Origin of the sequence: Streptomyces sp. NPDC060049, assembly GCF_042736715.1 — a bacterium.
GTDB lineage: Bacteria > Actinomycetota > Actinomycetes > Streptomycetales > Streptomycetaceae > Streptomyces.
Genome location: NZ_JBHWVV010000003.1, coordinates 471,646 through 485,114 on the forward strand (window position 1 = coordinate 471,646; position 13,469 = coordinate 485,114).

At 69.7% G+C, this 13,469-nt stretch carries 14 protein-coding genes and 1 pseudogene; 6 read left to right on the plus strand and 9 right to left on the minus strand.

Annotated features, from left to right (window positions below; genetic code table 11):
- Positions 1–230: 230 nt before the first annotated feature.
- The 5 genes from ACFWBY_RS07375 (at position 231) to ACFWBY_RS07395 (ending at position 5,193) form a co-directional block, all read left to right on the plus strand.
- Positions 231–926 (plus strand): TerB family tellurite resistance protein, encoded by a 696-nt coding sequence (locus ACFWBY_RS07375; RefSeq protein WP_385338951.1) that lies wholly within the window; start codon positions 231–233, stop codon positions 924–926.
- 558 nt (positions 927–1,484) lie between these two features.
- Complete coding sequence (locus ACFWBY_RS07380) at positions 1,485–2,954, plus strand: nucleobase:cation symporter-2 family protein (protein ID WP_385338954.1); 1,470 nt, start codon at positions 1,485–1,487, stop codon at positions 2,952–2,954.
- A 97-nt stretch (positions 2,955–3,051) separates the two neighbouring features.
- Positions 3,052–3,798, plus strand: a complete 747-nt coding sequence (gene recO, locus ACFWBY_RS07385; RefSeq protein WP_385338956.1) for a DNA repair protein RecO — start codon at positions 3,052–3,054, stop codon at positions 3,796–3,798.
- Positions 3,799–3,809: 11 nt separating this feature from the next.
- Complete coding sequence (locus ACFWBY_RS07390; RefSeq protein WP_385338959.1) at positions 3,810–4,634, plus strand: isoprenyl transferase; 825 nt, start codon at positions 3,810–3,812, stop codon at positions 4,632–4,634.
- Positions 4,635–4,656: 22 nt separating this feature from the next.
- Entirely contained in the window at positions 4,657–5,193 is a 537-nt protein-coding gene (locus tag ACFWBY_RS07395) for a YcxB family protein (protein WP_385338962.1), read from the plus strand.
- A 9-nt stretch (positions 5,194–5,202) separates the two neighbouring features.
- On the opposite strand, the gene ACFWBY_RS07400 is transcribed toward ACFWBY_RS07395, so the two are convergent.
- From ACFWBY_RS07400 to ACFWBY_RS07415, 4 genes are read right to left on the minus strand one after another with little or no spacing between them, the layout of a single operon-like run.
- Positions 5,203–5,637, minus strand: coding sequence for a Fur family transcriptional regulator (locus ACFWBY_RS07400; RefSeq protein WP_385338965.1), 435 nt, complete (start codon positions 5,635–5,637; stop codon positions 5,203–5,205).
- 59 nt (positions 5,638–5,696) lie between these two features.
- A complete protein-coding gene (locus ACFWBY_RS07405; RefSeq protein WP_385338968.1) occupies positions 5,697–6,563 on the minus strand; it encodes a metal ABC transporter permease in 867 nt (288 codons plus the stop codon).
- Entirely contained in the window at positions 6,563–7,354 is a 792-nt protein-coding gene (locus tag ACFWBY_RS07410) for a metal ABC transporter ATP-binding protein (RefSeq protein WP_385338971.1), read from the minus strand. Before ACFWBY_RS07410 ends, ACFWBY_RS07405 begins: the two co-directional genes overlap by 1 nt.
- Positions 7,355–7,386: 32 nt before the next feature.
- Complete coding sequence (locus ACFWBY_RS07415; RefSeq protein ID WP_385338974.1) at positions 7,387–8,379, minus strand: metal ABC transporter substrate-binding protein; 993 nt, start codon at positions 8,377–8,379, stop codon at positions 7,387–7,389.
- A 156-nt stretch (positions 8,380–8,535) separates the two neighbouring features.
- Here ACFWBY_RS07415 and ACFWBY_RS07420 point away from each other — a divergent pair, with 156 nt between their 5' ends.
- A complete protein-coding gene (locus ACFWBY_RS07420; RefSeq protein WP_385338977.1) occupies positions 8,536–9,918 on the plus strand; it encodes a glycine--tRNA ligase in 1,383 nt (460 codons plus the stop codon).
- Between the two features lie 109 nt (positions 9,919–10,027).
- On the opposite strand, the pseudogene ACFWBY_RS07425 reads toward ACFWBY_RS07420, so the two are convergent.
- The 5 genes and pseudogenes from ACFWBY_RS07425 to ACFWBY_RS07445 form a co-directional block, all read right to left on the minus strand.
- A pseudogene (locus ACFWBY_RS07425) lies at positions 10,028–10,744 on the minus strand (VC0807 family protein); the annotation flags it as partial.
- Positions 10,745–10,771: 27 nt separating this feature from the next.
- Entirely contained in the window at positions 10,772–11,365 is a 594-nt protein-coding gene (locus ACFWBY_RS07430) for a TetR family transcriptional regulator (RefSeq protein ID WP_385338980.1), read from the minus strand.
- A 21-nt stretch (positions 11,366–11,386) separates the two neighbouring features.
- Positions 11,387–12,442 (minus strand): aldo/keto reductase, encoded by a 1,056-nt coding sequence (locus ACFWBY_RS07435; protein ID WP_385338982.1) that lies wholly within the window; start codon positions 12,440–12,442, stop codon positions 11,387–11,389.
- A gap of 93 nt (positions 12,443–12,535) precedes the next feature.
- Positions 12,536–12,964 carry a MarR family winged helix-turn-helix transcriptional regulator gene (locus ACFWBY_RS07440; protein ID WP_385338985.1) on the minus strand — a complete coding sequence of 143 codons (429 nt, stop codon included), beginning with the start codon at positions 12,962–12,964 and terminating at the stop codon, positions 12,536–12,538.
- Positions 12,964–13,383 (minus strand): SRPBCC family protein, encoded by a 420-nt coding sequence (locus tag ACFWBY_RS07445; protein ID WP_385338988.1) that lies wholly within the window; start codon positions 13,381–13,383, stop codon positions 12,964–12,966. Before ACFWBY_RS07445 ends, ACFWBY_RS07440 begins: the two co-directional genes overlap by 1 nt.
- Positions 13,384–13,469 lie beyond the last annotated feature (86 nt).

Below are 13,469 nucleotides of genomic sequence, written 5' to 3' on the forward strand. Positions count from 1 at the left end.
CGTTCCGCCGGTCCCCGCCGTACGTGCGCTGAGATCCCCCGTCCCTCCTTCCGGAGGGGCGGGGTCACGCCGTTTTCGCCCGCCTTCGCACCCCTACCGGCAGGGGCGCAGATCGGCCAAGTACGGGGGGCCGGCGGATGTTGTCTTGTCACACGCCTGACGCATCCTCACCGATGTGGCTAACATCACGCCAACCCGGCGATGCTGCCGGAAGGTTACGGAGGTGCGACGTGCTGCCAGTTCGGGGTGGGGACGGCCGGAAGCTGACGGTCTGGGGCATCCGCACCACCTGGAGCACCGTGGGGGACGGAGAGTTCTTCTGCCCCGACTGCGGTGGGGACCGCAATTACCGCCGGCGCACCGGTCGCCGCCGGTTCACCGTCCTCGGGGTGCCGCTGCTGCCGCGCGGGCAGCAGGGCCCGGTCGTCGAGTGCCAGGGCTGCCGCGAGCGCTTCGCCACCGAGGTCCTGGACCACCTCACCGCCACCCGCTTCTCCGCGCTGCTGCGCGACGCCGTGCACACGGTGACGCTGGCCGTGCTGGCAGCCGGCGGGACGGCCTCGCGCAGCGCGCTGGAGGCCGCCGTGGGCGCCGTACGGTCCGCCGGGTTCCAGGACTGCACCGAGGAGCAGCTGGAGTCCCTCGTGGAAGCCCTGGCCACCGATGAGGGGCGGCTCGGGCTCTACGACGGACCGGACTGCTGCGGCGCCGCCCTCTCGATCGAGCTGCACGAGGTCCTGGAACCGCTGGCTCCGCACCTGGCCGCCCCCGGGCGCGAATCGATCCTGCTGCAGGGCGCGCGCGTGGCGCTGGCGGACGGCCCGTACATCCCCGCGGAGCGCGAGGTGCTCGCGACGGTGGGGGCGGCGCTGCGGATCGACGCGGACGAGGTGGCGCGGCTGCTGTCGGCGGTCCGGGCGCCGTAAGGACCTGCCGGGACGGGGCGCTGCGCCCGGGGCCGCCCCGCGGGACGGGCGAAAACGGCGCATTTCGAGATAACAATCAGGCCTCACGCCCCCGATTTCGCGCCTCCGGCGCGCTCGGTGAACCGCGGAGCCCTGTCATCCGTGTGCGGTGATTCCAGCAGGTGGACGGTCGGAGGGGCGCCGTCTCGTTTGCGGTGCCCCGCGGTGCGAAGTGTCGGCCCGCAGGTCATCCCGTAGGGCCTTCGCTTTCGCGTAGAGGAACCGGCCGTCCCGTGAGGTCTTGGCCATAGCCGACCCCGACGGGTGTCCGCCACTGGAGAAACCTCCAGATCGAACCCTCCCACGCGTCAACACTTTGTGGAAGTCGACGATATCTGTGAGCGGCCCCACAGGCGTTCAATTCCGGTCACACGACGAGACGCCGGCGGTAACACCGCGGGGCTTCGATTCACGTGAACGCACTGACAACCCCGGCGGACCAACGGGTTAGCGACCCACTCCGGCCAGGGACAACCAGCTTCCTCTCGGTTACCTACCTCATTGAAGGGCAAGGCAGAGATGGCACGTGTCGCCGCACCGCTTTCCGCCAACGGAGAGCAGAGCACGCACCCGGTCGACGAGGTGCTCCCCCTCCCCAAGCTCGCGCTGTACGGCTTCCAGCACGTACTCGCCTTCTACGCCGGTGCGGTGATCGTTCCGATCATCGTCGGTGGCGCCCTCGGGCTCACCACCGAGCAGCTGGTCTACCTGATCAACGCCGACCTCTTCACCTGCGGCATCGCCTCGATCATCCAGGCGTGGGGCATCGGCCGGATCGGCGCGCGGCTGCCCCTGATCCAGGGCGTCACCTTCACCGCGGTGTCCCCGATGATCGCCATCGGTCTCGGGGCCGGCGGCGGGACGGCGGGTCTGCTCGTCATCTACGGCGCGGTCATCACGGCCGGCATCGCCACCTTCGCCTTCGCCTGGCTGCCGCCCAAGGCCTTCCGTACCGTCATGAGGCTCTTCCCGCCGGTCGTCACCGGCACGGTGATCACGGTCCTCGGCATCGTGCTGATCCCCGTCGGTCTGGGCGACGCCGCGGGCGGCGTCGGCAGCCCCGACTTCGGTGACCCCAAGCACTTCGCCTACGCCGGCGGCACCATGCTCTTCATCCTCGTCCTGATGAAGCTCGGCAAGCCCTTCCTCAACAGCATCTCCATCCTGCTCGGCCTGGTGGGCGGCACCGTCGTCGCGTTCCTGCTCGGCGACGCCAAGTTCGGCGACGTGAGCAACTCGGACTGGATCGGCATCACCACCCCGTTCCACTACGGAGCCCCGAAGTTCGCGTGGTTCCCGATCCTGCTGATGCTCGTCGTCATGCTGATCACCATGGTCGAGACCACCGGTGACACGTACGCCGTCGGCGACATCGTCGGCAAGGAGATCGACAGCGAGACCGTGGCCCGCGCCCTGCGCGCCGACGGAGCCGCGACCGCACTGGGCGGCGTCCTCAACTCCTTCCCGTACGTGGCCTTCGCCGAGAACGTCGGCCTGGTCCGGATGACCAAGGTCAAGAGCCGCTTCGTCGTGGTCGCCGCGGGCGTCTTCATGATCGTGCTGGGCCTGATCCCGAAGGCCGCCGCGATCGTCGCCGCGGTCCCGCACGGAGTCCTGGGCGGCGCGGCGACGGTGATGTTCGCCATGGTGGCCCTGGCGGGCATCCAGACCCTGGCCAAGGTCGACCTCAAGGAGGAGAAGAACGCGCTCGTCGTGGGCGTCTCCCTGGCCTTCGCGCTGCTCCCCGCCACCGTCCCGGTGCTCTTCAAGGACCACATGGACGCGGACCTCTCCTCGCTCCTCAACAGCGGTGTGACGCTGGGCGCCACGGCCGCCATCGTCCTCAACCTGATCTTCAACGGCCTGGGCAAGGACGACGCCCACAGCGCCCCGCCGCCCGCCGCCGAGGCGGCGGCGGACGAGGCCACCGCAGCCATACCGGCCCAGTCGGCCGAGGGCGAGCACACCGCCCCGACGCCGACCGCCTGATCCTCCCGAGGCATGCCCCCGCCCGGCCCCCGCCCGGCGGGGGCCGCCGCCGTTCCGGGGACCCGTCCTGTCGGCGGGGTACGGGACAATGGGTCGCATGAGCCTGTTCCGCGACGACGGCATCGTGCTGCGCACCCAGAAGCTGGGTGAGGCGGACCGCATCATCACGCTGCTCACCCGGGGCCACGGCCGGGTTCGGGCCGTCGCCCGCGGGGTCCGGCGCACGAAGTCCAAGTTCGGCGCCGGGCTGGAACCTTTCTCCCATGCCGACGTGCAGTTCTTCGCGCGCGGCAACGAGCTGATCGGCCGCAGCCTGCCGCTCTGCACACAGACCCAGATCATCGCCCCCTACGGCAACGGCATCGTCACCGACTACGCCCGCTACACCGCCGGCACCGCGATGCTGGAGACCGCCGAGCGGTTCACCGACCACGAGGGCGAGCCGTCCGTGCAGCAGTACCTGCTGCTCGTCGGCGCCCTGCGCACCCTCTCGCGCGGCGAACACGCGCCGAACCTCATCCTCGACGCCTTCCTGCTGCGCTCGCTGGCCGTCAACGGCTACGCGCCCAGCTTCGAGGACTGCGCGAAGTGCGGGATCCACGGCCCCAACCGGCACTTCTCCGTCGCCGCCGGCGGGGTCATATGCGGCGACTGCCGCGTCCCCGGCAGCGTCGTACCCTCGTCGGAGGCCATCGCCCTGCTCAGCGCGCTGCTGACGGGCGACTGGGGGCATGCCGACGCGTGCGAGGCGCGTCACGTGCGGGAGGGCAGCGGGCTGGTCTCCGCCTACTTGCACTGGCATCTGGAGCGCGGGCTACGCTCCCTTCGATACGTCGAGAAATAGGAGCTGGGCACATGGCACGACGCGGGATTCTGGGACGCTCTCGCCGCGAGTACAAGGTTCCCGAGCCGCACCCGTCCGGTGAGCGCCCGCCGAAGATCCCCGGCGAGCTCGTCCCGAACCACGTCGCGGTCGTCATGGACGGCAACGGCCGCTGGGCCAAGGAGCGCGGGCTGCCGCGTACCGAGGGCCACAAGGTGGGCGAGGGCGTCGTGCTCGACGTGCTCAAGGGCTGCCTGGAGATGGGCGTCAAGAACCTCTCCCTCTACGCCTTCTCGACGGAGAACTGGAAGCGCTCGCCCGACGAGGTGCGCTTCCTCATGAACTTCAACCGCGACGTCATCCGGCGCCGACGCGACGAGATGAACGAGCTGGGCATCCGCATCCGCTGGGTCGGCCGCATGCCGAAGATGTGGAAGTCCGTCGTCCAGGAGCTGCAGGTCGCGCAGGAGCAGACCGTCGACAACGACGCGATGACCCTGTACTTCTGCGTCAACTACGGCGGCCGTGCCGAGATCGCGGACGCGGCGCAGGCGATCGCGCGCGACGTGGCGGCCGGCCGGCTCGACCCTGCGAAGGTCAATGAGAAGACCTTCGCGAAGTACATGTACTACCCGGACATGCCGGACGTCGACCTCTTCCTGCGGCCGAGCGGCGAGCAGCGCACCTCCAACTACCTGCTCTGGCAGAGCGCGTACGCCGAGATGGTCTTCCAGGACGTCCTGTGGCCGGACTTCGACCGCCGCAACCTCTGGCAGGCCTGCTACGAGTACGCCCAGCGCGACCGCCGCTTCGGCGGCGCGGTCCCGAACCAGGGGGAGCCGGGCACCTCGGCCTGAGCCTCGTCTACGCTCACGTGTCATGCATATGGGTGGAGATCGGGCGGAGCGGACGGAGCAGGCCGTATTCGTGTACCGGCCGGAGCTCGCGGATCTCCAGGGGGCCGTCCGGGCCCGCGCCCGCCGGACGGCAGCGGGCCGGGCGGAGACGGCCCTGATCCCGCTGATGACGACCGGCCTCGTGACGGCGTTCGGACTGCTCCGCGGAGTCCTGCCGGTCGTCCTCGTGGTCAGCGCGGTGCTGGGCCTGGGCGTCGGGCTCATCGGAGTCGCACGCGGCCGACGCGGCATGGCGCGCCGGATCCACGGCGTGGCGGCCCAGTACGGGCAGTGCCGCACGGTGGTCGACGAGCGGGGCACCGCGACGACCGGCGAGAGCATGTCGTACACGGCCGACTGGAAGCTCTTCAACGAGTACGTCGAGACGCCGGAACTCTTCGTACTGCTCGGGGGACCGCGCGCGATCTCCCTCGCGGCGCTGCCGAAGAGGGGAGCCCAGGAGCCCGCCGACGTCGACCGCCTGCGCGCGATCCTGGACCGGAACCTGCGCAGGCGCTAGGCGCCAGCGCTAGGCGGAGGCGGCCGCCGCGCAGTCCGCGCAGGTGCCGAAGATCTCCACCGTGTGGGCGACGTTCACGAATCCGTGCTCGGCCGCGATGGTCTCCGCCCACTTCTCCACTGCCGGGCCCTCGACCTCGACCGCCTTGCCGCACTTGCGGCAGACCAGGTGGTGGTGGTGGTCCCCGGTGGAGCAGCGCCGGTAGACGGACTCGCCGTCGCTGGTGCGCAGGACGTCGACCTCGCCGGCGTCCGCGAGGGACTGCAGGGTGCGGTAGACGGTGGTCAGGCCCACGGAGTCGCCGCGGTGCTTGAGCATGTCGTGGAGATCCTGGGCGCTGCGGAACTCGTCCACCTCGTCCAGCGCCGCCGCGACGGCGGCCCGCTGCCGGGTGGATCGTCCTCGTACTGGCGCGGTATTCGTCTCGCCAGGCGCAGTCGCCACCGGTTCCTCCTCGTTTCGGCCTCGGCCCATTGTGCCAGGCGGCCGTGGGCCTCAGGCCTTCAGACTTCCACACCTTCCCGCGTACAGGCTGCCTCGGTGGCGCGGGCGGCCTTCGCCCGGCGCCGCGCCAACGGGGTGGACAGGGCCGTCATGACCATGAAGACGGCGATGGCGAGCAGCACGATCGCGGCGCCGGACGGCGCGTCGATGTAGTAGGTGGCCGCCGTGCCGGAGAGGGAGACCAGGACGCCGATCACCATGGCCACCGTCAAGGTGGCGGTGAAGCCCCGGGTGACGCGCTGCGCTGCGGCGACGGGGATCACCATCATCGCGCTGACCAGCAGCAGGCCGACGATGCGCATCGCGACGGTGACGGTGACGGCGGCGGTCACGGCCATGAGCAGGTTCAGGAAGCGCACGGGCAGGCCGGTGACCCGGGCGAACTCCTCGTCCTGGCAGACCGCGAACAGCTGACGGCGCAGCCCCAGGGTGACGGCGACGACGAACAGGGCGAGGATCACGACGGCGGTGATGTCCCCGGCCGAGACGGTGGTGATGGAGCCGAAGAGGTAGCTGGTCAGATTGGCCGTCGAGCCGCCCGGAGCCAAGTTGATGATCATGACGCCGCCGGCCAGGCCGCCGTAGAAGAGCATGGCGAGCGCGATGTCCCCGCTGGTCTTGCCGCGCGAGCGGATCAGCTCCATGCCGACCGCGCCGATGACCGCGACGAGGGTGGCCATCCACACCGGGCTCGCGTTGAGCAGGAAGCCGAGTGCGACACCGGTCATGGCCACGTGTCCGATGCCGTCGCCCATGACGGCCTGGCGGCGCTGCACGAGGTACGTGCCGATCGCGGGGGCCGTGATGCCGACCAGGGCGGCCGCGATCAGCGCGCGCTGCATGAAGGCGTAGTCGAGGAGGTCCATCAGCTCAGCAGTCCCGTCCGCAGGGGCTCGGCGTCGTGCGCCGCGTGGGGGTGTACGTGGTCGTGGCCGGGCAGCGCGTGCTGGCCCACGGCCTCCGGGGGCGGGCCGTCGTGCGTGACGCAGCCGTCGCGCAGGACGACGGCGCGGTCGATGAGGGGCTCCAGAGGACCCAGTTCGTGCAGCACGAGCAGCACGGTGGTGCCGGCGGCGACCTGGGTGCGCAGGGCGTTCGCGAGGACCTCCTGGTTGGCCAGGTCCACGCCCGCCATCGGCTCGTCCATGATCAGCAGCTCCGGCTCGACGGCGAGCGCGCGGGCGATGAGCACCCGCTGGTGCTGCCCGCCGGAGAGGGCGTTGACGGAGGCGCCGGCATAGGAGCCCATGTCGACCAGGTCCAGCGCCCGCTCGACGGCGGCCTTGTCGGCCTTGCGCAGGACGCCGAAGCGGGTGCGCGCGAGGCGGCCGGCGGAGACGACCTCGCGGACGGTGGCGGGGACCCCGCTGGCGGCGGTGGTGCGCTGGGGGACGTACCCGATGCGCGACCAGTCGCGGAAGCGCTTGAAGTCGGCGCCGAAGAGAGACAGGGCGCCGTCGCTCAGCGGGACCTGTCCGACCACGGCGCGCACGGCCGTGGACTTGCCGGATCCGTTGGCGCCGAGGAGGGCGACGACCTCACCCCGGCGGACGGTCAGGTCGACGCCGCGCAGCACGGGGCGCGAGCCGAGCGAGGCCGTGGCCCCGCGCAGGGATATGACGGGCTGGTCCAGTGCCTGCTCTGGCTTGGACTCCATGGCTCGCGCCTCCGTTGCTGCTACTGCTGCCATTACTTGTCGCCGAGTGCCTTCTGGAGGTTCTTCAGGTTGGCCCGCATGACCTCGAAGTAGTCAGCGCCCTGGGACTTGTCGGTAATTCCCTCGAGGGGGTCCAGGACGTCGGTCTTCAGGCCGGTGTCGGCCGCGAGGGTCTTGGCCGTCTTGTCACTGGCCAGCGTCTCGAAGAACACCGTCGTCACATTGTCCTTCTGCGCGACGCTCTGGAGTTCCTTCATCCGTGCCGGGCTCGGCTCGGACTCGGGGTCGACGCCGGAGATGCCCTCCTGGTCGAGGCCGTAGCGCTCGGCCAGGTATCCGAAGGCGGAGTGGGTGGTGATGAAGGTCTTGGAGGCCGTGTTCTTCAGGCCGTCCTTGAACTCGGTGTCGAGCGCGCCCAGTTTGGCGACCAGCTCGTCGGTGTTCTTCTTGTAGTCCGCCGCGTGGCCGGGGTCGGCCTTCTCCAGGGCCGCGCCGACGCCCTTGGCGATCTCCGCGTACTTGACCGGGTCGAGCCAGACGTGGGGGTCCTCGCCGGCTTCGCCGTGGCTGTGGCCGTGGTCGTGGCCGTCGCCCTCGGTGTGGCCTTCCTCGGCGGCGTGGTCGTGGCCCTCGTGTCCGGAGGTGCCGTGCGCTTCCAGCGTGGTGAGGGTGGCGGCGTCGACGATGTTCTTCACGCCGGACTGGGCGACTGCCTTGTCGACGGCGGGCTGCAGCGTCTTGAGGTAGAGGACGACATCGGACTCGCCGAGCTGGGCGGTCTGCTTCGGAGTGATCTCCAGGTCGTGCGGCTCGACGCCCGGCTTCGTGAGGCTGTCCACCTTCACGTGGTCCTTGCCGATCTGCTCGGCGAGGAACTGCATCGGATAGAACGACGCCGTCACGCCGAGTCTGCCGTCCTTGTTCCCGTCGGCTCCGGCGGCGCCCGAGCAGGCGGTCAGGGCCGTGGCGGCGAGGGCTACGGCTCCGGCGAGGGTGGCGGTGGGTATGAGGCGTCGTACGTTCATGACATCCATTTTCATCAAAGATGGAAACGATTGTCAAAAACCCTGGTGGGGCGGGGTGCGGAGCGCCCGTGGACGGGGTCCCGATTTGAAAGGGGGGGTGCGGGCGCCGGTAACCTTGAGGCTTCGCCGTTCGTCCTCGTAAATGAAGAGAGCACCGTGGCCGCCGACAAGATCGAAACCATCGTCAGCCTGAGCAAGCGCCGTGGCTTCGTTTTCCCGTGCAGTGACATCTACGGCGGCTCTCGGGCTGCCTGGGATTACGGTCCGCTCGGTGTCGAGCTCAAGGAGAACATCAAGCGCCAGTGGTGGAAGGCGATGGTCACCGGGCGTGAGGACATCGTCGGCCTCGACTCGTCCGTGATCCTGGCCCCCGAGGTCTGGGTGGCCTCCGGTCACGTCGGCACCTTCTCGGACCCGCTGACCGAGTGCACCTCCTGTCACAAGCGCCACCGCGCCGACCACCTGGAAGAGGCGTACGAGGCCAAGCACGGCCGCACGCCCGCCAACGGTCTCGCCGACATCAACTGCCCCAACTGCGGCGTGAAGGGCCAGTTCACCGAGCCCAAGCAGTTCTCCGGCATGCTGGAGACCCACCTCGGCCCGACCCAGGACACCGGCTCCAAGGCGTACCTGCGCCCGGAGACCGCCCAGGGCATCTTCACCAACTTCGCCCACGTGCAGACCACCTCGCGCAAGAAGCCCCCCTTCGGCATCGCGCAGATGGGCAAGTCCTTCCGCAACGAGATCACGCCCGGCAACTTCATCTTCCGCACCCGCGAGTTCGAGCAGATGGAGATGGAGTTCTTCGTCAAGCCGGGCGAGGACGAGCAGTGGCAGGAGTACTGGATGCAGGAGCGGTGGAACTGGTACCGCGACCTCGGCATCCGCGAGGAGAACATCCGCTGGTACGACCACCCGAAGGAGAAGCTGTCCCACTACTCGAAGCGCACCGCCGACATCGAGTACCGCTTCAACTTCGGTGGCAATGAGTTCTCCGAGCTCGAAGGCGTGGCCAACCGCACCGACTTCGACCTCAAGGCCCACTCCGCCGCCTCCGGCCAGGACCTCGTCTACTTCGACCAGGAGACCAAGGAGAAGTACACCCCGTACGTCATCGAGCCGGCGGCCGGTGTCAACCGCGCCATGCTCGCCTTCATGCTCGACGCGTACAACGAGGACGAGGCTCCCAACGCCAAGGGCGTCATGGAGAAGCGCACCGTGATGCGCCTCGACCCGCGCCTGGCCCCGGTCAAGGTTGCCGTCCTGCCCCTGTCCCGCAACGCGCAGCTGTCGCCGAAGGCCAAGGGCCTCGCCGCCGACCTGCGCAAGCACTGGAACATCGAGTTCGACGACGCCGGCGCCATCGGCCGCCGCTACCGTCGTCAGGACGAGATCGGTACGCCGTTCTGCGTCACCGTCGACTTCGACACCCTCGACGACAACGCGGTGACCGTGCGCGAGCGCGACACCATGAAGCAGGAGCGCGTCTCCCTGGACCAGATCCAGAGCTACCTCGGCAGCCGCCTGCTCGGCTGCTAGTTCCCGCGGTGCGAAAAGCGGTGGCGCCCCCCGCGGTGGCGGCCGCCAGGGCCGCGGCCCTGGCCTGACCCTCGGCCTGCATCCGCTTCGAGAACCGGATGGTCCAGAAGATGAGCGAGATCAGAAAACCGTAGATCAGGACGGGGCTGATCACGACCATCGTGTCGACGCTCAGCTGGTACGTCAGCGCGATGCGCAGCGAGGCCTCCACCAGGTACGCGACGCCCCAGACGGTGGTCATCCGCCGCATCGCGCCGCGGAAGTCGGGGTACTGCCAGAGCCCGTTGAAGTACGCCACGCCCTCCTTCGTCCCGTCCGTGCCGAACTTCCGGCCGAAGTAGAACATCAGCGGCCGGGGGGTGATGAGGGTGGTCAGGCAGAGTGCGCCGAACAGAGCCGTCACCCCCGAGTCCTTGATGAGCAGGGCGCGCGCCGAGTGCGCGCCGATCAGAGTGACCAAGGCGGTGATCACCAGGAACACCAGGGTGACCACGGCGAATTCGTCGATCTTGCGTCGCCAGGCGAGGTGGACGGCGGAGTCGACCACCGGCCAGACACCGCTGGCCAGCAGCGCGGCGAACTCGCTCCAGCCCCGGTCGGTGAGCATGTTGTACGTGAGGATGGGTGCGACCACGTTGAACCCGATGGTCAGGATCCAACCGATCGCCGCGGCGGCTCCGGACCGGGCCGGTGGCCCGGACTGCGCTGCCGATGTTGCCTGAGCGGACAAAGTTCCCCCTGGAGCGGACCTAATGGTGTGCTGTAAAGGGAACGTAAGAACACGGCAGGGGCGCGACAAGGGCCCGGCGCCCCAAAAGATGATCAAGATCTCCGGAGTGTCCGATTCCGGACGTCAGGCGCGCAAGCCTCGGATGATCAAGGCCGAGACCGCCTCGAACTCCACGGTGATGTCCGGCGACAGCCAGTCCGCCGCGTACTGCGGATCGTGGAATCGGCCGGTGGCGTTGAACACCGCACGGGCCGCGGCCGGTACGTCGGGCGCGCTGAGCGATCCCTCCGCGACGCCCTCGCCGATGATCCGGGACAACTGCTCGATCAGCTGCGTCAGGTGGTGGTCGACCACACCGCTGTTCTCGGCGAGCAGCACCGTGTACGTCGCGAACAGTTCCGGGTCGTCACCCGCCTTGTGGCGCTTGGCCTCGAACAGGGCCTCCAGCCACGATTCCAGCTTCGAGGGGGCCGGCTCGGCGGGCGCCGAGGCGATCTCCTCCAGCATGCTCACGCTCTTGGTGAGCCAGCGGTCCGTGACGGCTTCGCGCAGCGCCGCCTTCGAGGGGAAGTGCCGGTACACGCTGCCGTGACTGACGCCCAGGGCTCGCGCCACGTCCACCACGGTCGCCTTGGTCGGACCGAAGCGGCGCAGCACCTCCTCGGTGGTTTCGAGGATGCGCTCGGGAGTGAGGGGCTCGGCAGCTGCGGGGGGCATGAGTACGACCGTACAGCCGGATCAGTGCTCGCTGTCCAGGTGGGCCATCTGCGCCGCCGGATACCGCTCGCCCGCCGCGGCCCCGGCGGGGACCGCCTCCTCGATGGCGGCAAGGTCGGCGGCGGTCAGCGTCATCTCCATGGCACCCAGTGCCTCCGTGAGCCGGTCGCGGCGGCGGGCGCCCACCAGGGGAACGATGTCCTCGCCGCGCGAGAGCACCCAGGCGATGGCGGTCTGGGCGACGCTGACGCCCTTGTCGTCGGCGACTTTGCGCAGGGCGTCGACCAGGTCGAGGTTCCGGTCGAGGTTGTCGCCCTGGAATCGGGGGCTCATCCCGCGGAAGTCGCCCGGGGCCAGAGCCCGCCCTCGGGCGAAGTGCCCGCTGATCAGGCCGCGGGACAGGACCCCGTACGCCGTGATGCCTATGCCGAGCTCGCGGGCGGCCGGCAGGATCTCCCGCTCGATGCCGCGCGAGATCAAGGAGTACTCGATCTGGAGGTCGGCGATCGGGGCCACGGCGGCGGCTCGGCGCAGGGTGTCCGCGCCGACCTCGGAGAGACCGATGTGCCGGACGTGCCCGGCCTCCACGGCCTCGGCGATGGCTCCGACGGTCTCCTCGATGGGGACGTCCGGGTCCACGCGGGCGATGCGGTAGACGTCGATGTGATCCCGGCCGAGTCGCTGGAGCGAGTAGGCCAGGAAGTTCTTGACGGCCTCGGGCCGCCCGTCATAGCCGGTGAAGCCGCCTTCGACTGTCCGCAGCGCGCCGAACTTCACGCTGGTCAGCGCCTGCTCGCGGGCCGCGGCGGGCGCGGTGCGCAGGGCTTCGTTGATGAGGAGCTCGTTGTGCCCCATGCCGTAGAAGTCGCCCGTGTCGAGAAGGGTGACGCCGGCGTCGAGTGCCGCGTGGATGGTGGCGATGGATTCGGTTCGGTCGGCATCGCCGTAGAGGGCGGACATTCCCATGCATCCCAGACCCAGCGGGAAGACCGAGGGGCCGGTGGTGCCGAGGGTGCGCTCCACGTGGGTCGGGGCCGTCGGGTAGGTCGTCGCGTAAGCGCTCTCGTTCGTCGTCATGAAACGAGAATGGCATGACGGGTGACAGATTTCAATATCTGTCACCCGTCCGTGTGTGGCGAGGCGTGCGTGTCGGTGTGATCGCAGAGGCCTTCAGGCCTCCGGGTGTGCCAGGCGGCTCAGGAGGGCGATGGCGTCATCGCGGGGAACCGGCCGGAAGAACTCCGTGTCGACCGCTTCGACGGCGGAGATGGCCCGCGGCGCCAGCTCGGCCCCCGCCTCGGTGACGCGCAGCCGCTTGGCGCGCGTGTCCGCGGGGTCGACCTCGCGTGCGAGCAGCCCCTTCTGTTCCAGGGTCCGCACCACCTGGGAGGTCATCTTCACGTCGGTGCCGGCCTGGCGCGCCAGCGCCTGCTGGTTGGGGTGCTCGCCCTGGCCGTTGAGCCACCACGCGCAGGCGAGGAGGACGAACTGCACATGGGTCAGGCCCAGCGGGCCCAGTGCCGCGGCGATGCCGCGCTGCCAGCGCAGGGTGGCGTGCCACAGCAGGAACCCGGGACTCTCGCCCGGCGCCAGGGCCATCAGGCCCGAGCCGCCGTCCGGACCAGCGCGGCCATGGTCTCGGGCCAGTCGGCGGTGACGGCCGGGCCGATCTGCGGGCCGGCTTCGGCGGCGCCCTCGCCGCTGATCTCCATCCGGTACACCACCCGGCTCAGGTCGGCACCGAGCCGGTCGATCCGGTGGCTGGTCCGCAGGACCAGCGCGCCGAAACGCGCCTCGTCGGCGAACACCTCGCCCTCGACCGCCTCGACGACGCGCAGTTCCACCGGGTCCTGGCCCGCCGGGGTCATGGTGATCTCCGCGCCCGCCGCGAAGGCGCCCCGGAGCTCGATGTTCTCGATGTCCGCGTTCCAGGCGCCCCAGCCCTCGACGTCGGCCCACAGGGACCAGATCGCCTCGGGCGCGGCGGTGGTCTCGACGCTGTGCTCGTACTCCCACATGGCTGCCTCCTGGTTGTTCAGATGTTCTGTGCGCAGACTATCTGCGCACAGAATAAATGTCCACGAGGTGGGACGCCGGGCGTGGG